Origin of the sequence: Streptomyces sp. CB02400, from assembly GCF_001905725.1 — a bacterium.
Taxonomy (GTDB): Bacteria; Actinomycetota; Actinomycetes; order Streptomycetales; family Streptomycetaceae; genus Streptomyces; species Streptomyces atrovirens.
On the sequence record NZ_LIWB01000011.1, the window covers coordinates 210,356 to 230,299 of the forward strand.

Annotated in this window: 19 protein-coding genes; 14 read left to right on the forward strand and 5 right to left on the reverse strand. The window is 72.2% G+C overall.

The genetic code is table 11. The annotated features are described in order from the left end of the window. Nucleotides 1-91: 91 nt before the first annotated feature. The 10 genes from AMK33_RS25520 to sigJ all read left to right on the forward strand — a co-directional run bounded on the left by AMK33_RS25520 (nucleotide 92) and on the right by sigJ (nucleotide 10,768). Entirely contained in the window at nucleotides 92-1,609 is a 1,518-nt protein-coding gene (locus AMK33_RS25520) for a sugar ABC transporter ATP-binding protein (protein ID WP_073935284.1), read from the forward strand. Continuing rightward, on the forward strand, nucleotides 1,606-2,646 hold the full coding sequence (locus AMK33_RS25525) for an ABC transporter permease (protein ID WP_073935285.1): 1,041 nt from the start codon (nucleotides 1,606-1,608) through the stop codon (nucleotides 2,644-2,646). The genes AMK33_RS25520 and AMK33_RS25525 overlap by 4 nt, the downstream gene beginning before the upstream one ends. Next, nucleotides 2,639-3,652: an ABC transporter permease gene (locus tag AMK33_RS25530; RefSeq protein ID WP_073935286.1), complete on the forward strand. Its 1,014-nt coding sequence runs from the start codon at nucleotides 2,639-2,641 to the stop codon at nucleotides 3,650-3,652. Before AMK33_RS25525 ends, AMK33_RS25530 begins: the two co-directional genes overlap by 8 nt. 35 nt (nucleotides 3,653-3,687) lie before the next feature. Continuing rightward, nucleotides 3,688-4,773 (forward strand): rhamnose ABC transporter substrate-binding protein, encoded by a 1,086-nt coding sequence (rhaS, locus tag AMK33_RS25535; RefSeq protein ID WP_073935287.1) that lies wholly within the window; start codon nucleotides 3,688-3,690, stop codon nucleotides 4,771-4,773. Nucleotides 4,774-4,804: 31 nt separating this feature from the next. Then, a complete protein-coding gene (locus tag AMK33_RS25540) occupies nucleotides 4,805-5,125 on the forward strand; it encodes an L-rhamnose mutarotase (protein WP_073935288.1) in 321 nt (106 codons plus the stop codon). A 14-nt stretch (nucleotides 5,126-5,139) separates the two neighbouring features. Beyond that, nucleotides 5,140-6,564 carry a BNR repeat-containing protein gene (locus AMK33_RS25545; RefSeq protein WP_073935289.1) on the forward strand — a complete coding sequence of 475 codons (1,425 nt, stop codon included), beginning with the start codon at nucleotides 5,140-5,142 and terminating at the stop codon, nucleotides 6,562-6,564. 79 nt (nucleotides 6,565-6,643) lie between these two features. Continuing rightward, nucleotides 6,644-7,669, forward strand: a complete 1,026-nt coding sequence (locus AMK33_RS25550; protein WP_073935290.1) for a LacI family DNA-binding transcriptional regulator — start codon at nucleotides 6,644-6,646, stop codon at nucleotides 7,667-7,669. 100 nt (nucleotides 7,670-7,769) lie between these two features. Beyond that, nucleotides 7,770-9,071 carry an alpha/beta fold hydrolase gene (locus tag AMK33_RS25555; RefSeq protein WP_073935291.1) on the forward strand — a complete coding sequence of 434 codons (1,302 nt, stop codon included), beginning with the start codon at nucleotides 7,770-7,772 and terminating at the stop codon, nucleotides 9,069-9,071. Between the two features lie 57 nt (nucleotides 9,072-9,128). Beyond that, the gene (locus tag AMK33_RS25560; RefSeq protein WP_073935292.1) at nucleotides 9,129-9,872 is read left to right on the forward strand and encodes a PIG-L deacetylase family protein; all 744 of its coding nucleotides are present in this window, start codon (nucleotides 9,129-9,131) and stop codon (nucleotides 9,870-9,872) included. Continuing rightward, on the forward strand, nucleotides 9,869-10,768 hold the full coding sequence (sigJ, locus tag AMK33_RS25565; protein WP_383460664.1) for an RNA polymerase sigma factor SigJ: 900 nt from the start codon (nucleotides 9,869-9,871) through the stop codon (nucleotides 10,766-10,768). The genes AMK33_RS25560 and sigJ overlap by 4 nt, the downstream gene beginning before the upstream one ends. Nucleotides 10,769-11,061: 293 nt before the next feature. Here sigJ and AMK33_RS25570 read toward each other — a convergent pair whose 3' ends face one another. Next, nucleotides 11,062-12,510: a cytochrome P450 gene (locus AMK33_RS25570; RefSeq protein ID WP_073935293.1), complete on the reverse strand. Its 1,449-nt coding sequence runs from the start codon at nucleotides 12,508-12,510 to the stop codon at nucleotides 11,062-11,064. A gap of 118 nt (nucleotides 12,511-12,628) precedes the next feature. Between AMK33_RS25570 and AMK33_RS25575 the strand changes: the two genes are divergently transcribed. Continuing rightward, complete coding sequence (locus AMK33_RS25575) at nucleotides 12,629-13,237, forward strand: TetR/AcrR family transcriptional regulator (RefSeq protein WP_073935294.1); 609 nt, start codon at nucleotides 12,629-12,631, stop codon at nucleotides 13,235-13,237. Nucleotides 13,238-13,325: 88 nt separating this feature from the next. Continuing rightward, nucleotides 13,326-14,054, forward strand: a complete 729-nt coding sequence (locus AMK33_RS25580) for a DUF2470 domain-containing protein (protein WP_073935295.1) — start codon at nucleotides 13,326-13,328, stop codon at nucleotides 14,052-14,054. A 40-nt stretch (nucleotides 14,055-14,094) separates the two neighbouring features. Here AMK33_RS25580 and AMK33_RS25585 read toward each other — a convergent pair whose 3' ends face one another. Together AMK33_RS25585 and AMK33_RS25590 are read right to left on the reverse strand one after the other, a co-directional pair. Continuing rightward, complete coding sequence (locus tag AMK33_RS25585) at nucleotides 14,095-15,330, reverse strand: FUSC family protein (RefSeq protein WP_073935296.1); 1,236 nt, start codon at nucleotides 15,328-15,330, stop codon at nucleotides 14,095-14,097. A gap of 80 nt (nucleotides 15,331-15,410) precedes the next feature. Continuing rightward, nucleotides 15,411-15,899 (reverse strand): FBP domain-containing protein, encoded by a 489-nt coding sequence (locus AMK33_RS25590; RefSeq protein ID WP_073935297.1) that lies wholly within the window; start codon nucleotides 15,897-15,899, stop codon nucleotides 15,411-15,413. A 162-nt stretch (nucleotides 15,900-16,061) separates the two neighbouring features. On the opposite strand from AMK33_RS25590, the gene AMK33_RS25595 reads away from it, so the two are divergent. Both AMK33_RS25595 and AMK33_RS25600 read left to right on the forward strand, forming a co-directional pair. Further along, nucleotides 16,062-17,042: a phosphotransferase family protein gene (locus tag AMK33_RS25595; RefSeq protein ID WP_073935298.1), complete on the forward strand. Its 981-nt coding sequence runs from the start codon at nucleotides 16,062-16,064 to the stop codon at nucleotides 17,040-17,042. Between the two features lie 91 nt (nucleotides 17,043-17,133). Continuing rightward, a complete protein-coding gene (locus tag AMK33_RS25600; protein WP_073935299.1) occupies nucleotides 17,134-18,423 on the forward strand; it encodes an ROK family transcriptional regulator in 1,290 nt (429 codons plus the stop codon). A gap of 103 nt (nucleotides 18,424-18,526) precedes the next feature. On the opposite strand, the gene AMK33_RS25605 is transcribed toward AMK33_RS25600, so the two are convergent. Together AMK33_RS25605 and AMK33_RS25610 are read right to left on the reverse strand one after the other, a co-directional pair. After that, nucleotides 18,527-18,808 (reverse strand): hypothetical protein, encoded by a 282-nt coding sequence (locus AMK33_RS25605; RefSeq protein WP_073935300.1) that lies wholly within the window; start codon nucleotides 18,806-18,808, stop codon nucleotides 18,527-18,529. 67 nt (nucleotides 18,809-18,875) lie between these two features. Next, nucleotides 18,876-19,907 (reverse strand): SDR family oxidoreductase, encoded by a 1,032-nt coding sequence (locus AMK33_RS25610; RefSeq protein WP_073935301.1) that lies wholly within the window; start codon nucleotides 19,905-19,907, stop codon nucleotides 18,876-18,878. Nucleotides 19,908-19,944: the final 37 nt, after the last annotated feature.

A 19,944-nucleotide genomic window follows, 5' to 3' on the forward strand; every position in this document is an offset into this window, starting at 1 on the left:
ACATGCGTCGCGCGCCTAACGTCCCGGCAACCCAGTTGAAACCTTTCACGACGTCGCGAGGGCCTCCCACCGGCGTCGTCGAGGAGCCCTCATGACCCACCCGTCCGACACGGGTCCGGCCCCGGTTCTCGCGCTGAAGGGCATTTCCAAGTCCTTCGGCGCGGTCCGCGCACTGCGGGACGTCTCCCTGGAGCTGTTCCCCGGGGAGGTGCACGCCCTCGCCGGCGAGAACGGAGCCGGCAAGTCGACCCTCATCAAGACGCTCGCCGGAGTGCACCGGCCGGACACCGGCCAGGTGCTGCTCGACGGTGCCCCCGTCGTCTTCCACGGTCCCGGTGACGCCCGCGACGCCGGCATCGCCGTGATCTACCAGGAGCCCACGCTCTTCCCCGACCTGTCGATCGCCGAGAACATCTTCATGGGCCGGCAGCCCCGGAAGGCGCTCGGCCGGATCGACCACCGCGCCACCCACGACGCCACCGCCGCCCTGATGCAGCGGCTCGGCGTGGACCTCGACCCGGACCGCCCGGCCCGCGGCCTGTCCATCGCCGACCAGCAGATCGTCGAGATCGCCAAGGCGCTCTCCTTCGACGCCCGCGTCCTGATCATGGACGAGCCCACCGCCGCCCTCACCGGCAGCGAGGTCGCCCGCCTCTTCGGCGTCGTGCGCACCCTGCGCGAACAGGGCGCCGCGGTGCTGTTCATCTCCCACCGCCTGGAGGAGATCTTCGAGATCTGCCAGAGGGTCACCACGCTCCGCGACGGCGCCTGGATCTCCAGCGAGCCGCTGGACGGCATGACCGAGGACGACCTGGTCCGCCGCATGGTCGGCCGCGACCTCGAGGAGCTCTACCCCAAGCAGGACGTGACGCCGGGCGAGGTCGCCCTGAGCGTGCGCCGGCTGACCCGCGAGGGCGTCTTCACCGACGTCTCCTTCGACGTGCGGCGCGGTGAGATCGTCGGCCTGGCCGGACTCGTCGGCGCCGGACGCACCGAGGTGGCCCGCGCCGTGTTCGGCGTCGACCGCTGGGACGCAGGCGAGGTCGAGGTCGACGGGCGCAGGCTCACCAACGGCGCCCCGTCCACGGCCATGGCCGCGGGCCTCGCCCTGGTACCCGAGGACCGGCGCGCCCAGGGCCTGGTGATGGACATGTCCATCGAGCGCAACATCGGCCTCACCGGACTCCGTACGACCGTGAAGGCCGGCCTGATGGACCGCGGCGCCGAACGCAGCCGCTCCCTCGACTGGGCCGTCAAGCTCCAGGTCAAGTACGCCCGGATCGCCGACACGGTGAACACCCTGTCCGGCGGCAACCAGCAGAAGGTCGTCCTCGCCAAGTGGCTCGCCACCGGGCCGAAGGTGCTGATTGTCGACGAGCCCACGCGCGGCATCGACGTCGGCACCAAGGCCGAGGTGCACCGGCTGCTGTCGCAGCTCGCCGCCGACGGCGTGGCCGTCCTGATGATCTCCTCCGACCTGCCCGAGATCCTCGGCATGGCCGACCGCGTGCTGGTGATGCACGAGGGCCGGCTCGCCGCCGAGATCCCCCGCACCGACGCCACCGAGGAAACCGTGATGGCCGCAGCCACGGGGAGGGCCGCCGCATGACGGTCGCCGCTCCCGAAGAAGCCCCCGTCGCCGAGGCGCCGAAGGCAGGCGCCACCCGGCTGGTGGACCGCGTCTTCAAGATGCGCGAACTCGCCATCCTCGTCGTCTTCCTGGTGATGATCGCCGTCACCCAGGCCGGCAACAGCGAGTTCCTGTCCGAACAGGGCATCAAGGACCTGCTGCTGAACGCGACCATCCTGGTCCTGGTCGCCACCGGCCAGTCCCTGGTCGTCATCACCCGCAACGTCGACCTGTCCGTCGGCTCCACCCTCGGCATCAGCGCCTTCGCCGCCGGCGTCTACCTCCAGGACGGCGGGAACCCGGTCGTCGCCATCGCCCTCGCCGTCCTGCTCGGCATCGGCTTCGGACTGCTCAACGGCCTGCTCGTCAGCCTCGGCCAGGTCCCCGCGCTCGTCGTCACCCTCGGCACGATGTACATCATCCGCGGCATCGACTCCATCTGGGTCGGCTCACGTCAGATCACTGCCGCCGACCTCCCCGGCGGATTCGTCGACTTCGGCTCCGGCGGCATCTCGGCCGTGCCGTATCTGGCGCTGATCGCGCTCGCGGTCCTCGTGGCGACGGCGTACTACCTCAAGCACTTCGGCAGCGGACGCGAGCTGTACGCGCTCGGCTCCAACCCGGAGGCCGCCCGGCTCGCCGGCATCCCCGTCCGCAAGAGGATCCTCGCCGCGTACACCTTCTGCGGCGCCCTCGCCGGCCTCGCGGGCGCCCTGTACCTGGCCCGGTTCGGCAACGTCGACTCCGGCACCGGGAACGGCTACGAACTCACCGTCGTCAGCGCGGTCGTGGTCGGCGGCGTGATCTTCACCGGCGGCTCCGGCAGCGTCTACGGCGCGGCTCTCGGCGCGCTGCTGCTGACCTCCGTCAACAGCGTGCTGCCCGCCCTCGGCGTCAGCTCCGTCTGGGTGCTCGCCATCAACGGCATCCTGCTCATCCTCGCCATCGCGGTCGACCGGATCGTCGCGCTGCGCGTGGCCTTGGCCCTGAAGAAGAGGAACGCCCGCCATGCCTGAGTCCCTGACGCGCGCCGTCCGCTGGGACACGGTCGTCGGCGCCCTGCTCGTCGTCGTCCTGCTGCTGTCCTTCACCACCGTCGACGGCTTCGGCAACGCGCTCAACCTGTCGTTCCTCATCGGCAACACCCTGCCGATCGCGCTGATCGCCCTGCCCATGACCCTGCTCGTGGTCTCCGGCGAGATCGACCTCTCCGTGGCCTCCACGGCCGGCCTGTCCGGCGCGGTGATGGGCGCCCTGTGGAACCAGGGCATGGCCATCGAGACGATCATCCCGATCTGCCTCGTGATCGGTGTCGTCTGCGGTCTGGTCAACGGCCTGCTGGTGACCCGCCTCGGGCTGCCGTCCCTCGCCGTCACCATCGGCACGCTGGCCGCCTACCGGGGCATCGCACAGATCGTGCTCGGCTCCGACGCGGTGACCGACTTCCCCACCCAGTACCTGGACTTCGCCGCCGGACGCATCGGCGACACTTTCGTCCCGTACGCCCTCCTGCCCTTCCTGGTGCTGCTCGCCATCGCCGTCGTCGCCCTGCACGCCACCCCGTTCGGCCGGTCGCTGTTCGCGATCGGCGCGAGCGAGGAGGCGGCGCGGTTCGCCGGCATCCGCGTCAAGCGGCAGAAGCTGGTTCTGTTCGTCCTGACGGGGCTCATGGCCTCCCTCACGGGTGTCTTCTGGGCGTTGCACTACGCCAGTGCGCGCTACGACAACGCCACCGGCCTCGAACTCTCCGTCGTGGCGGCGGTGTTGCTCGGCGGCATCGACTTCGACGGCGGCAAGGGGACGCTCGGCGGCGCGATCGCCGGTGTCTTCCTGCTCGGCGCACTGCAGAACGTGATGAGCCTGCAGGACGTGTCCGCGCAGTCCCAGATCGTCGTCACCGGTGTGCTGCTGGTCCTGTCGGTCCTCGGTCCCCGTGTCGCCCGGCAGATCGCCGTCGCACGCGCCGGACGCCGGTCGGCCGCCGCGCCACCGGTGTCCAAGGCGCCCACCCCGACCTCCTGAAACCCTCTCTCGTCCCGTCCCTTAAGGAACCCACCATGCGCAAGGCATCCCTCCGCCGTACCTGTGCGGCACTCGCCGCCGTCACCTCGCTCGCCCTGGCCGCCACCGCCTGTGGCGGCACCACCAAGGAGGACGTCAAGAACGAGGGCGGTGGTGCCGCCGCCTCGGCCGGCAAGGCCGACCCCAACGCGGCCACCAAGAAGGGGCTGACCGTCGGCTTCCTGCCCAAGCAGGTCAACAACCCCTACTTCACCACCGCCGACAAGGGCGGCGAGAAGGCCGTCGAGGAACTGGGCTCCACCTACAAGGAGGTCGGCCCCTCCAGCGCCACCGACACCGCCGGACAGGTCTCCTACGTCAACACCCTGACCCAGCAGCAGGTCGACGCCATGGCCGTCTCCGCGCAGGACCCCGGCGCCCTGTGCACCGCGCTCAAGCAGGCCATGAAGAACGGCATCAAGGTCGTCACCTACGACTCCGACACCACCCCCGACTGCCGCAACGCCTTCGTCTCGCAGGCCAGCGGCGAGGACCTGGGCCGCACCGAGGTGCAGCTGCTCGCCGAACAGATCGACTACAAGGGCGAGATCGCGATCCTGTCCGCCGCGCAGACCGCGACCAACCAGAACGCCTGGATCGAGTTCATGAAGGACGAGCTCAAGGATCCCAAGTACAAGGACATGAAGCTGGTCAAGGTCGCCTACGGCAACGACGACGCCCAGCAGTCCTTCCAGCAGACCCAGGGCCTGCTCCAGGAGTACCCGAACCTGAAGGGGATCATCTCCCCGACCACCGTCGGCATCAAGGCCGCCGCCCAGTACCTGTCCGGCTCCAAGTACAAGGGCAAGGTCAAGCTGACCGGCCTCGGCACCCCCAACGACATGCGCAAGTACGTCAAGAACGGCACCGTCGAGGCGTTCGAGCTCTGGGACCCGGCCAAGCTCGGCGAGCTGGCCGCGCGCACCGCCGTCGCCCTGTCCTCCGGCCAGATCACCGGCAAGGAGGGCGAGACCTTCAAGGCCGGCGCGATGGGCGAGTACACCATCGGCAAGGACGGCGTGATCAACCTCGGCAAGCCCACCGTCTTCAACGCCGAGAACATCGACCAGTTCGACTTCTGATCCCCACTTCCCCCAGAAGGAGCGGTACTTCATGCAACGCGTCTGTTTCCTGCTCAAGGTCCGACAGGACCGGATCGCCGAGTACCGCGAACGCCATGCCGCCGTGTGGCCCGAGATGTGCGAGGCGCTCTCGGCCACCGGCTGGCACAACTACTCCCTCTTCCTGCGCGACGACGGCCTCCTCGTCGGCTACCTGGAGACCGAGGACTTCGAGGCGGCCAAGGCCGGCATGGAGGCCACCGAGGTCAACGCCCGCTGGCAGGCCGAGATGTCCCCCTTCTTCGAGTCCCTCGACGGCTCCCGGCCGGACGAGGCGATGAAACCGCTGACCGAGGTCTTCCACCTCGCCTGACGAAGGAGCCCGCGATGAGACGACGTACTCTTCTGGCCGGCGCGCTCCTCGGCACCGCGGCGGCCCCCGCCCTCGCCGCCGGCACCGCACGGGCCGCCGCGCCCGGCCCGTCGGTCACCCGCACCGGCAGCACCACGCTCGACAGCCGGGCCGTCTTCTTCGTGTCCTACGACGGCCTGGTCAACAACAACGCGTTCCAGAAGAACGGCCTGCTCACTTACAAGGGCCACCAATATGCGGCCTGGTACACCGCCGACCGCAACGCCGTCGTCGGCCGCCGCGTCCTCGGCGCGAGCAGCTGGCAGACCGTGCGGGTCGGTCACACCCTGCGCTACGACGACTCCCACAACGTCATCTCCATGGGTGTCTCGAAGACCGACGGCCGTCTGCACCTCAACATGGACTCCCACAGCGACGGCTTCACCTACGTGAAGTCCGTCGCCGGGCTCCTGGACGATCCCACCGGGCTGAGCTGGACCGCGAGCCGCTTCGGCGCCCCGCAGTCCACGCTCGACGGCCTCGCCCTCACCTCGCGGTTCACCTACCCGCAGTTCGTCGCCACCCCCGAGGGCCGGCTCCAGCTCAGCTACCGGGCCGGCGTCTCCGGCAACGGCCGCAACGCCCTCGCCGAGTACGACGGCGGCCGGTGGACCGCGCTGGGGGAGTGGACCGGTTCCACCGGCACGTACAGCAGCGAGCACGGCTCCTCCACCGCCCGCAACATGTACCTGCACGGCATCGACTACGACCGGAACGGCCGCCTGCACTCCTTCTTCACCTGGCGCGAGCAGAACGGCGCCGTGATGTGCAGCGGCGGCGGCATCACCAACCACGACACCGGCTACGTCTACTCCGACGACCGCGGCCGCACCTGGCGCAACGACGCGGGCACCGTCGTCGGCAGGACCGGGGGCTCCGACCGGGTCTCCGTCACCGACGCCGGACTGGTCGTCGACCCGCTGAACCCGGACCACTCCCTGATGAACCAGGAGAGCCAGTTCACCGACTCCGCCGGCCGGCCGCACGCGATCATCTCCTACGTCCCCGGCCGCTTCGGCCAGTGCACCACGGACTACGTCGCCGACCGCACCGCGAACGGCCGCGCCTTCCACGTCCGCCGCACCGCCGCCGGCGGCTGGCGGAAGACCGAGATCCCCGTCCCGCTGAACTCCAGCCAGCGCACCAAACTGGTCCTGGACCGGTACGACAACGCCTACGCCGTGTTCCCCTACGGCCGTATCGCCGCCGCCTCCGCGGCCTCCGGGCACACCGACTGGAAGCTGCTGTACGACGGCGCCGGCCTGAACGCCTTCGGCGAGGTGGTCATTGACGAGACCCGCGTCGCCCAGGACGGGGTGCTGTCGGTCATGTACCAGGAGAAGTCCACCGGTACGACACCCTCGCCCCTGCACGTCGTCGACTTCCGTCTGCCCACCTGACCGTGTCCGCTCCGGGGCGGCCGGTGCCGGTAGTGTGATGGCCCGCCGCGCCGCCCCTCTCCCTGGAGGTCCCTGCCCGATGGCCCAGTCGGTGGGTATCAAGGACGTCGCCCGCGTCGCCGGAGTATCCGTCGGCACGGTCTCCAACGTGATCAACCGCCCGGACACGGTCGCCGCCGAGACCCGGGCCCGGGTGCTGTCCGCCATAGACCGGCTCGGCTACGTGCGCAGCGAGTCCGCCCGTCAGCTCCGCGCCGGCCGCAGCCGCATCATGGGCCTGCTCGTCCTCGACATGGGCAACCCGTTCTTCGTCGACGTCGCGCGCGGTGCCGAACGCGCCGCGCGCGAGGCCGGGCTCGGCGTGATGGTCTGCAACAGCGCCCAGAACCCGGGTGAGGAGGCCGAGTACCTCTCCCTCTTCGCCGAGCAGCGGGTGCGGGGCGTGCTGCTCACCCCGGCGGACGCCACCGGCCGCAACATCGAGGCGTTCCGCCGGCACGGCATCCCCTTCGTGCTGGTCGACCGGGTCGCCGAGGGCACCACCGAGTGCTCGGTCTCCGTGGACGACGTGGCGGGCGGCGCGCTGGCCGTGCGGCACCTCGTCGACGCCGGGCACCGCTCCATCGCGTACGTCTGCGGCCCGCCCGGACTGAACCAGGTCCGGGACCGTCGCACCGGCGCCCTGAACGCCCTCGCCGAGGCCGGACTGGGCCCCGACTGCCTGCGCGAACTGCCCACCGAACGGCTCGACGTCGCCGCAGGCCGCGACGCGGGCGCCCGCCTCCTCGGACTCGCCGACCGGCCCACCGCCGTCTTCTGCGCCAACGACCTGCTCGCCCTCGGTGTGCTCCAGGCGATGTACGCGGCCGGCGTCGGCGTCCCCGACGACCTCGCGATCGTCGGCTACGACGACATCGAGTTCGCCGCCGCGGCCGCCGTACCGCTGACCTCGGTGCGGCAGCCCGCGGTCACCATGGGCGCCCTGGCGGCCGAGCTGCTGCTGGAGGAGACCGAGAGCGAGAACGCGGCCGAGCCGCACGAGCACCGCCGGGTCGTGCTCCGCCCGGAACTGGTGGTCCGGCGCTCCAGCCTGGCGGCCCGCTGACGGGTATTCAGCAAAATTCCATGATCCTGGACTCGTTGGCCGGACGAACATGTGCTGAACTGGGTCACGATCCGACAATCCGTTCGTCCCTGGAGCCCCGTTGTCCGTCAGCTACCGCCAGCCCGGAGTGGTCCTCACCGACCGCCGGTTCACCGTGCCCCTCGATCACGACAACCCCTCGGGGGAGACGATCGAGCTGTACGCGCGCGAGGTCGTCGCCAGTGACAAGGCCGGCCAGGACCTGCCCTGGCTGCTCTACCTCCAGGGCGGCCCCGGCTTCGGGGCGAACCGTTTCGTCGGGAAGCCCGCCTGGCTCGGCCGGGCCCTGGAGGACTACCGGGTCCTGCTCCTCGACCAGCGCGGCACCGGCCACTCCACCCCCGCCAACCGGCAGACGCTCCCGCTGCGCGGCGGCCCCGCCGAGCAGGCCGACCACCTCACCCGCTTCCGCGCCGACTCGATCGTCCGGGACTGCGAGGCCATCCGCCCCGAGGTGACCGGCGGCGCCCCCTGGACCGTCCTCGGCCAGAGCTTCGGCGGCTTCTGCACCGTCGCCTACCTCTCCACCGCCCCCGAGGGCCTGGACACCGCCCTGATCACCGGCGGACTGCCCTCCCTCGACGCCCACGCCGACGACGTCTACCGGGCCGCCTACCCGCGCATCGAGCGCAAGGTCGCCGCGCACTACGCCCGCTACCCGCAGGACGTCGAACGAGCCCGCCGCATCGCCGACCACCTCCTCACCCACGAGGTCGTCCTCCCGAACGGCTACCGGTTCACCGTCGAGGCGTTCCAGTCCCTCGGCATCATGCTCGGCGGCAGCGAGGGCAGCCACAAGCTGCACTTCCTCCTGGAGGACGCCTTCGTCCGCACCCCGGGCGGCCACGAACTCTCCGACGCCTTCCAGGAGCAGGCGCAGGGCCTGCTGTCGTACGCCGGACACCCGCTGTACGCACTCGTCCACGAGGCGATCTACGGCCAGGACGCCCGGCCCACCGCCTGGTCCGCCGAGCGCGTGCGGGCCGAGTTCCCGCGGTTCGACGCGGCCAAGACGCTCGCCGGCGACGAGCCGCTGCTGTTCACCGGCGAGACCATCCACCCGTGGATGTTCGACTGCGACCCCGCGCTGCGCCCGCTGCGCGAGACCGCCGAACTGCTCGCCGCGCGCACCGACTGGGCGCCCCTGTACGACCCGGCGCGCCTCGCCGTCAACGAGGTCCCGGTCGCGGCGGCCGTCTACCACGACGACATGTACGTCGACACCGCCCACTCCCTCAGGACGGCCCGCGCGATCCGCGGCCTGCGCACCTGGGTCACCGACGAGTTCGAGCACGACGGCGTCCGGGCCGGTGGTCCCCGCGTCCTGGACCGGCTGCTCGCCCTGGTGCGCGACGAGGTGTGAGACCGGGGCCGGGCGCGGGCCCGGTGGGATGTCGGTGCGGCGGGTTAGTCTGCGGGCATGACCGAGCCGACGATCAGTCAACTCCCACCCATGCCCGGCGATTGGCAGCGCGCCCTGGCCGTGGTGGCCCACCCGGACGACCTCGAGTACGGCTGTGCGGCGGCGATCGCGTCCTGGACCGACGCCGGCCGTGAGGTCTCCTACGTCCTGGCGACCCGCGGCGAGGCGGGCATCGACACCCTGGAGCCGGCGAAGTGCGGCCCGCTCCGGGAGCGGGAGCAGCGGGCGAGCGCGGCCGTGGTCGGCGTCTCGGAGGTCGGTTTCCTCGACCACGCGGACGGGGTCGTCGAGTACGGCCCCGCGCTGCGCCGGGACATCGCCGCCGCGATCCGCCGGTACCGGCCCGAGCTGGTGATCACTTTGAACCACCGGGACACCTGGGGCGGCACCTACTGGAACACCCCGGACCACGTGGCCGTCGGGCGGGCCACGCTCGACGCGGCCGGTGACGCCGGCAACCGCTGGATCTTCCCGGAGCTGACCGAGCGGGGCCTCGAACCCTGGAACGGCGTCCGCTGGGTGGCGGTCGCCGGTTCCAGTAGCCCCACGCACGCGGTGGACGCGACGGACGGGCTGGAGCGTGCGGTCGCGTCGCTGCTCGAACACCGGACCTACATCGAGGCGTTGACCGACGAGGACCCGGAGGCGTACGCCCGCGGTCTGCTGACCGGTTTCGCCGAGGAGACGGGGAAGCGGTTCGGGAACCGGCCCGCGGTCGCCTTCGAGGTGTTCTCCCGGTGAGCCCCGTGAACGTGGACAAGGAACTGCTGGCGGAGCGCTTCGAGGAGCACCGCGGGCATCTCAAGGCGGTCGCCTACCGCATGCTCGGCTCGCTGACCGAGGCGGAGGACGCCGTCCAGGAGGCCTGGCTGAGGCTGGGCCGCACCGACACCGACGACATCGGCAACCTCGGCGGCTGGCTGACCACCGTGACCGGCCGGATCTGCCTGGACCTGCTGCGTTCGCGCACCGCGCGCCGCGAGCAGCCGATGGACGAGACGTTCGTCCCGGACCCGGTGATCAGACCCCTCTCCCAGGTGGACCCGGAACAGGAGGCGCTGCACGCCGACTCGGTGGGCGTGGCGATGCTGGTGGTCCTGGAGACGCTGGAGCCCGACGAGCGGCTGGCGTTCGTCCTGCACGACATGTTCGCCGTGCCGTTCGACGACATCGCCCCGGTGGTGGAGCGCAGCCCGGCCGCGACCCGGCAGCTCGCCAGCCGGGCCCGCCGCCGGGTACGGGACACGACCCCTCCGTCCGACCCCGACCTCGGCCGGCAGAAGCAGGTCCTCGAAGCGTTCATGGCCGCCGCGCGCGGTGGTGACTTCGAGGCGCTGGTCGCCGTCCTCCACCCGGACGTGGTGCTGCGGGCGGACGCGGGCGCACTGGTCCGGGGCGTGGCCGGATCCAAGGTCCTCCGGGGCGCGAAGACGGTCGCCGAGTCGGCGATCATGTTCGCCCGCTACACCGCGGACGGCCGGATGGCCCTGGTCAACGACTCCCTGGGCCTGCTCAGCGTGGTCGACGGCCGCATCCGGTCGATCATGTCCGTCACCATCACCGACAACCACATCACAGGCATGTACATCCTGACCGACCCCAACCGCCTCACCCACCTGGAGCCACCGAAGGACTGACCACTCCCGCAGACACCCCCGCCGCTCCCGCGGGGACCTCCCGCCGTCCCCGCGGGCAGCCGCATGCCGCGTCCCCGCGGGCAGTCGTGCCCGCCGTTCCCGCGGGCAGTCGTGCCCGCCGTTCCCGCGGGCAGTCGTGCCCGCCGTTCCCGCGGGCAGTCGTGCCCGCCGTTCCCGCGGGCAGTCGTGCCGCTGGGGCGGCACGGGTGGGCGTGACGGCACCCCGCAAGCGCCGGGCCGCGCAGACCCACCCCCGCCCCACCCCAACGCACCTGAGACCTGGAACCCCGTGCTCACCCCCGCCGTTCCGGATGCAGCCGCAGCCCCTCCGGCATCAACGTGAGCCGCTCGGTCACGCGCAAACGGTAGGCGGGGTCAGGGCGCAGCTCGTACCGCCGCAGCAACAAACCCAGCACCAGCACCGCCTCATGCAGCGCGAACTGCCGCCCGATACACGCCCGAGCCCCCGTCCCGAACGGCTTGAACACATGCGCAGGCCGAGCCCGCACCGCCCCCGCCTCGAACCGCGCCGGATCAAACCGCTCCGCATCCACCCCCCACACCTCGGGGTCCCGGTGCAGCATCAGTGTCAGCACCAGCGTCCACGCCCCCCGCCGCATCGGATGCTCCCCACCCAGCACCGTGTCCCGCGTAGCCTCCCGGGCGAAGGCCGGCGCAGTCGGCCACAACCGCAGCGACTCGTCCAGCACCCTGCGCACATAACGCAGCTTGGCCACCTGCTCGTACCCGGGCGCCACCGTGTCGCCCCAGACGCGGTCCACCTCGGCACGGGCACGGGCCGCGACATCGGGATGCCGGGAAAGGTAATGCAGCGCGAAGGAGAGCGCGCCCGAGGTGGTCTCGTGACCGGCGACCAGGAACGTGATCACCTGCCGGCGGACGTTCTCCGCCGACAACCGCTCCCCGGTCTCCGGATGCGCGGTCTCCAGCATCCGGTCCAGCAGGTCTCCGTCCCCGCCTCCGCCACCCCCGGCCCGCCGAACCCGGACCACCTCGTCGACGATGCGGTTGAGACACGCGATGTCGGCCGCGTTCCGTCGCCCCGCCCGGCGCAGCAGCAGCGGGCTCAGCGGCGCGGGAACGCTGTTCAGCCGCTGGGCGTGGCTGAGCGTTCCGACCATCGCCGTGACGCACGGGTGCGGACGGGACCACTCGAAGGACCCGAAGTCGTGCCCGAACCCGGTGTGCGCGATCGTCTCCAGCGTCAGCTTGGTCATGTCCCCGGGCACGTCCACCGACCGTCCCCCGGCCGCCGCACGGTCCCAGTGCTCCGTCAGCCGCTCCGCCACGGTCAGCATCATCGGGTGGTAACCGGCCATGGCCTCCCGGCTGAACCCGGGGGCCAGCACGTCGTGCGCGAGCTGCCAGTTGGGCTCGTGGTTGTACGCGGTGAACAGCCCGTCGCCGGCGACCGGCCGCAGATTGGCGACGCCCAGCCCGACGTGCTTGGCGAACCGCGACTCGTCGGCCAGGTCGGCCACCAGCCCGGCACCCCAGGTGAACACGAACTCCTTGCCGAAGGCGCTCCGCCGGAAGACCGGCCCCAGCCGGCGGGCGTACTTCAGCGAGTCCTGCACGGGCGTGCGCCTGCTCGCCCCGAGGACGTCGCCGAGCAGCGGCAGGCGGTACGGCGGGTGGGGGATGCGGTGCAGTTCCGGCCAGCCGTGTTCCGCGCTGCGGAACCCCTTCGGCAGTACGGCCCGTGTCGTCGTCTCCGCCATGACGCGATCTCCTTCGACCCGGCGCGCGAGGGTGACATGCTGACGTGTTGTACGCGAGTTCAATAAGGCGGGTTCAGTCTGGTCCTGCCGCTGAACGGGCGTCAAGTAAAGTGCGGGGATGGCCGTGAACCAGGGCGGGCGCACGCGCCGCCGGCTCAGCACCGCGGAGCGCCGGGAGCAGCTTCTGTCGGTCGGTGCGCGGCTGTTCTCGGAGAGTCCCTACGACGATGTGTGGATCGAGCAGGTCGCCGAGATCGCCGGGGTCTCCCGGGGGCTGCTCTACCACTACTTCCCGACCAAGCGGGACTTCTTCGCGGCGGTGGTGGAGCGGGAGAGCGAGCGGATGCTGCGGATGACGGCGGCGGTCCCCGGCGTCCCGGTGCGCGAGCAGCTCACGGCGGGTCTCGACGCGTACCTGGAGTACGTCGAGGCCCACGCGCACGGCTACCGCGCCTTCCACCGTGCCGACGCGGCGGGGGACCAGGCGGTGCGCCGGGTCTACCAGCGGGCGCTGGCCGCGCAGGAGCGGCAGATCCTGGCGGCGCTCGCCGCGGATCCCGAGTTCGGTCCCGTCTTCGAGGCGCGGCCGGACACCCGGCTCGCCGTGCGCGGCTGGCTGGCCTTCACCACGGCGGTCTGCCTGGAGTGGCTGCGCGGCCCGGAACCGGACCGCGAGCAGGTGCGCGACCTGTGCGCGCGCGCCCTGCTGGGCGTCCTCGCGCCCTGAAAGGTCTCGTGAAGGTCATGCCACCCGGTTGGCGCGCACCCCGATCTTCGATAGGTTAGGCAAGGCTTACCTAAGAGGAGGTTCGGGGATGGCTGACGACACGCACGGCTGGACGGCCGCGCCCGGCGCGGCGGAACGGGCCCGCTCGGTGCTCGCCGCCGCATGGTCCTGCGCGGTGACCGCGGAGGGCACCCGGGAGGAGCTCGTCGGCGCGCACGGCGTGACCGACGACGGACGGGTGCTGCTGCACGTGCCCGAGGACAGCGCCCTGCTCGCCGCCGCGATCTGCGCGCCCCGCGGCGAGCCGTCCGCCGTGCTGGAGTTCGCCGACGTGGCACCCGTCCCCGTGCGCAACCGGATCCGCGCCCGGCTGTGGCTGGCCGGCTGGTTCGCCGCGCGGGACGGCCACCTCGTCTTCCAGCCCACGCGCGTGGTGCTGCGGCAGCCGTCCGGCGCCCTGGTCGTCGACGTCGACGAGTTCGCCGCCGCCGAGCCCGACCGGCTCGCCACCGCCGAGGCCCGGCTGCTGACCCACCTCGCCGACTGCCACGCCGACGCGGTCGAACGGCTGACCCGGCTGGTCGACCACGGCAGCCTGCACGGCGCGGTCCGCGTCCAGCCGCTCGCCGTCGACCGGCACGGACTGACCCTGCGCATCGAACGCCTCCGTGCGGACGGTGACGTACGCCTGCCGTTCCACGCGCCCGCCGACGACGTCTCGCAGCTCACCGAGCGCATGCACGTACTGCTCGCCCAGGCGAGCGCCGCCTCCTGCCCCCGCGCGCTGCAGCGGCAGCGCACGGACGGCGACGGATGACGCGGAGGCTCGGCCGCACGGGTGCCTCCGGCCGAGTACGTCACTTGGAACGGTGGGAGGCGCCGCCGCGCTTGCGGCGCAGCCGCTCCCGTATCCGGGTGAGCCGCGGCAGCCGCTCGCGCTGCTCCTGCGAGTGCCGGTCCAGCTCCTCGAACAGCCGGCGCGTGCGGTGCTCGGTGTCCATCTCGTCGAGGATGCGGTTGACCTCGGTCAGCACGGCGCCCAGCAACTGCCACTGGCGGGCGTCGCGCCGGGCCTCCTCGAAGAGCAGCCGGGCCAGCCTGTCGCGGGTGGCGGCCGCCTGCCGCAGCTCGGAGGCGAGCCGTTCCTCCGCCGACTCGGCGTTCGCGCTCACGCTCGTGGTCACCAGCACCGAGAAGCTGACCACGGCGTCCGCGATCTCGGACAGCAGCTGCTCGAAGGCGGCGCCCGTCTCCGGATCGAACAGCCGCTCCGGCTCGCGCTCCTTGGCCAGGTCGGTCAGCGTGCGGGCCAGCACCCGCAGCACCACCGTGCAGATCTCCAGCGTGTCGAGGCCGGTGCGCAGCACCACCCGGTGCAGCAGGCCCTCACGCACCCGCGGATTGAGCCGCAGGCTGTCCTCCGCCTGCCGGAGGTCCGCGTCGACCTCGCTGATGTCGTGGTCCAGACGGCGGGCCTCGTGCAGCCGGGCCGCCGCGCGGGCCGCGGGCGGACGGCCCGCGGCCTCCTCGCCGATCCGCAGCATCAGCTGCCGCACCCGGCGCGCCAGCTCCTCGATCGACTCGCCGGCCTCCTCCACCCACACGGGCGGGGCGAGCAGGAGGTTGAACCCCATCCCGACGATCGCTCCGATCAGCGTCTCCACGATCCGGGCCCAGGCGGTGTCCCCGTGCGTGGTCACCCCGAGCACCAGCATCGCGCTGATCGCCACCTCGGGCACGAACTCGTCCACCCGCACCAGATGGCCGACGAGCAGCGACGCCAGGATGAGCAGGCCCAGGCTCCACCAGGTCAGACCCACCAGCAGACTGAAGAGGATGGCCACCACGACCCCGGCCACCACGGAGTTCACCCGGCGTACCCCTGTGGTGAGGGTGGAGTACAGGGTGACCTGGACGACGAGCAGCGCGGTCAGGGGCGCGGTGAGCGGGGCGGTCTCCGGACTCAGCCGCAGGGCGATGACGTAGGCGACGGTCGCCGCGGCCGCCGACCGCACCATCTGCACGGTCACCGGGTCCCGGCGCCGCTTGACGAACTCGACGGCCGGCGCGGTCATCTCACGTACCACTTGCATCCTCGGACGGTTCCCCTTCCCCGGACGCAACGAACGTGTTCACCGGTGACGGCAGTCCCCCGGGGGAAGGCGGGCCGGGCCTACAGCTTGTCGAGGAAGGCGAACAGGTTGCCCCTGGTGCGGGCGATCTGCTCCTCCAGGGTGAGGCTCTCCTCGAAGCGGGCACCGGTCTCCGGGACCTTCTTGCCGCGCAGATAGAGGGAGCAGGCGAGGTCGGTGCACATGTAGGCGCCGACCGAGTTGCCCTCGCGGCCGGCCGGGCCCGCCTTGCGCGCGGTCATCAGGGCGACACCGCCGCGCGGATGGGTCGTCAGGCACAGGGAGCACATGCTGCGGTGCAGGAAGCCGCGCTGGGCCGGCTGGAAGCGCATGGCCACCCCGACGAGACGGTCCTCCCGCTCGGTGACGAGATAGCTGCGGTCGGGTGCGCCCGGATCGCGCCAGCCCAGGAAGTCGAGATCGTCCCAGGGGCGTTCGCCCAGGTCGCGTGGTACGGCCAGCCGCTTGGCCTCACCCTTCGAGCAGTTGATGAACGAACCGCGGATGTCCTGCTCGGTGAGTGCTCTCATGGGGGTCGTCTCCTGGCGTGCTCTTTCGAAACCTAGGGGGTCTAGGTTTCTGGATCAGGGTAGATATCCGGTGTCGGGGGAGCCAGCGATTTTTCCCGAAGACCGTGGCCCCGCGCGTTCCGTACGCTGTACCGCAGTCGCCGAAGGGGAGGGGTGCGGACGATGGGGGACTCCTGGGAGCGGGCCCGCCGGGTGCTCGCGGAGGCGGGACTGCCGCCCGACGCGCTCACCGGGGTGCGCCCGCTGAGCGGGGGCACCTACAACACCGTCGAGGAACTCCTCCTCGTCGACGGCAGCCGCTATGTGCTCAAGGTCCCGCCAGCGCCAGCCGTCCCCGGCCTCCGGCACGAGCGGCGCCTGCTCGTCTCCGAGGCGGACTTCTGCGCCGGAGCCGCCGAGGCCGGCGTACCCGCCCCGCACGCCGTGTCCGTCGGCGGCGACACCTCCGTACCGTACCTGCTGATGACCGCCTGTCCGGGGGAGCCCTGGACGCGGGCGGAGCCGGCCGACGGGGAGCGGGCGGCGCTGCGCACGGAGCTCGGCCGTCAGGTGGCCCGGCTGCACCGGGTGACCGGACCGGGGTTCGGCTACCCGTCCGGCGCCCTGGGCCCGCTCGCCCCCGACTGGCGGACCGCGTTCACCGCGATGACCGACGCCGTCCTCGCCGACGCCCGGGACTACGGTGCCCGGCTGCCGCGCCCCGTCGACGAGGTGGCCGCCGTGATCCGTACCGCCGCCGGGGCGCTCGACGAGGTCACCGTGCCGGTCCTCGTCCACTTCGACCTGTGGCCGGGCAACATCCTGGTGGAGCGCCCGGCGGCGGGGGAGGCCCGGATCGGCGGGCTCATCGACGGGGAGCGCATGTTCTGGGGCGACCCGCTCGCCGACTTCGTCTCCCTCGCGCTGCTCGGCGACATCAGGACGGATCAGGCGTTTCTCGCCGGATACGGGGAGGCCGGGGGCCGGGCCGTCTTCGACACGGCGGCCCGCGTCCGGCTCGCCCTCTACCGCGCCTACCTCTACCTGATCATGCTCACCGAGACGGTTCCGCGGGCGAGCGGGGACGAGCACGAACGATGGCTTCGGGCCACCGTCGCCCCGGAACTGGAGGCCGCGTTGGAGGAGATCCGCCACCCCTGTTAGTTCACATCATGAAATAAGGGTGCTGGAAAGTCGCGCCCAGCCGGTTCCCAGCGGTATGTTGCAGGTCGGGCAGGGTTTCGGAAGGAGCCACATGGCGGGGCGGAACGGGCGCACGGTGCGCGACCTCAGGCGGGCCAACCGCACGGCCGTGCTGCAACGGCTGTACTTCGACGGCCCGCTGAGCCGCTTCGAGCTCGGCCCCGCGACCGGGCTCAGCTCCGGATCGGTGAGCAACGTCGTCGCGGACCTGGTCGCCGACGGCCTCGTGGAGGAGGCCGGCAGCGTCGACTCCGACGGCGGCCGTCCGCGCACCCTGCTGCGGGTGGCACCGGGCAGCGGCCACATGATCGGCGTCGACGTGGGCGAGACCCGGGTCCGCGTCGAACTGTTCGACCTGACCCTCACCGAGCTCGCCCGCGCGCAACGCCCGCTGGAGCAGCAGCGCTACGAGGTCGAGGTCATCGTCGACCACATCCGCTCCGGCATCGCCGAGGTGCTCGCCGGCGCCGGCCTCGCCCCCGAGCGGCTGCTCGGCGTCGGCATCGGCGTCCCCGGCATCGTCGAGCACACCCCCGACCGGGGCGCCGTCGTGCACGGCCAGACCATCGGCTGGGACGCCGTCCCCCTGGAGTCCCTGCTGCGCGCCGGGTCCCCGCTGCCCGACACGGTGCCGTACTTCATCGACAACGGCGCCAAGACCCTCGGCCAGGCCGAGATGTGGTTCGGCGCCGGACGCGGCGCCCGCAACGCCCTCGTCGTCCTCTTCGGCTCCGGCGTCGGCGCCTGCCTGGTCACGCCCGAGGTGGAACACGGCCGGGCGGTCGAATGGGGACACCTGACCGTACGGGTCAGGGGACGCCGCTGCCGCTGCGGCGCGCTCGGCTGCCTGGAGGCGTACGCGGGCGCCGAGTCGCTGCTCGCCCGGTGGCGCGAGGAGGGCGGCCGGGTGCCCGGGGGCACGGACGAGGAGACGGCACTGACGACGATGCTCGCCGCCGCCTACCCGGCCGACGACAACGCCCCCGACCCCGTCGCGCTCGCCGTGCTGGAGGAGACCGCCGAGTACCTGGGCGCGGGCCTGTCCGACCTGATCAACCTCTTCCAGCCCGAGCGCATCCTCATGGGCGGCTGGGCCGGCCTCCAGCTCGGCTCCCGCTTCCTGCCGGCCGTGCACCGGCACGCCCTGTCGTACGCGCTGCGCCACCCGGCCGAGAAGGTGACGATCGAGCTGGGCCGGCTCGGCCCCGACGCGGTCACCGTCGGCGCCGCGATCCTGCCGCTCGCCGACTTCTTCGCCCGCGGCGGCCGCCGCCCCGACCCGGACCCGCAGTCCCCACCCCCCGCCTGGCACACGGCCCTCCAGGAACGCACCCCGCGCTAAGGGGTCGCGCGGCCCGGCGCGACAGCCCTGCGTGGCGGCGCGGACCCACGGCGGAACGGCCGTGCGCGACGCGGACGGCACCGGTCTGCCCCGTGCGGGCCGGTTATGCGGAGGACTCGTCCGGTACGGGTTGTTCCGGGTTGGGGGACGCCGAGTGCGGGGCGCCCTGACGGCCCGTACCGGCCTCGTCCGTGTCCGGCACGTCGGACTCGGCCTCGCCGGACTCGGGCTCCTCCGACTCGTCGGCCTTCCGTTCGCTCTCCCGCTCCGCCGTGGCGGGCGCGACCTCCCAGGGGTCCTCACCGGGGCCGGCCTGCTGGTCGGGCAGGTCGCGGGGGACACCGGCGCCGTTCTCACCGGGTCCTTCGAGGCGGTGGTCGGTCACGGCGCTCTCCCTTCGTTCGTACGCGACCCTCGCGGGTACCTCCGCGCGGACCGGTGAAACCCGGTGCTCAGCCGACCTTGCGGCCCCGCATCGGTTCCGTGTCCTCCCCGGCGCCCTGCTCCATGCCCAGCAGGAACTCCTCCACCACCTGCGTCGCCGTGTGCTCCGGCCGCCAGCCGAGCTCCACGCGCGCACGCGTGCAGTCCATCAGCGGCAGCCTCAGCACGGCGTCGAACAGATGCGGCGACGCCGGCAGCAGACGCAGCCCCCACGCGGCGGCGACCGCCGAGCGGGCCGCGGTACGCGGCAGCCGCACCCGGCGCGTCCCGAGCATCTCCCCGAGCAGCTCCGCGTCGACCGTCGGCTCCGCGGCGAGATTGAAGGCGCCCCGCGCCTCGGCGGACAGCACGGCCAGCCGGTAGGCGTGGGCCGCGTCGTCGGTGTGCAGCGCCTGCACCCGCAGCCCCGGAACGTCCGGGAGGACGGGCAGCAGATCGGGCCGCGCGAGCTGCCCCGGCAGGAAACGGCCGCCGAAGATACGGCGCTGCTCGCTCCCCGACTCCCGCTTGAAGAGGAACGCGGGCCGCATCCGTACCACCCGCGTCCCCGGATGATCACGCTCGAACGTGTCCAGGGCCCGCTCCAGGTACGCCTTCTCCCGGCAGTACGCGGCGTCCGGCCAGCCGTGCGTCGGCCACGACTCGTCCACCGCGTGGTCCTTCGGGCCAGGCGAGTACGCCCCGACCGACGAGGCGTGCACCAGCGCCGGCACCCCCGCCTCGGCCACCGCGTCGAACACCCGCATGCTGCCCAGCACATTGGTGCGCCAGGTGGCCGCCGGATCGTGCGTCGGCTGGAACGCCCACGCCAGATGGACCACCGCGTCCGCGCCGGTGAACTCCCCGACGAGATCGGACCGGTCCGAGGCCAGGTCCACCGCCGACCACTCGGTCTTCGGGAGCGACAGGTCGGGGATCCGCCGTGCCAGGCCCCGTACGGAGCCGACCTCCGGTTCCTGCGAGAGGACCCGCACCACGCTGGTCCCGACGTTGCCGGTGGCGCCCGTGACGACGACCCTCTTGCCCGCTGTGCTGCTCACCTTCCGCTCCTCTCGGCCGCTGCTCCGCGGAACCGGC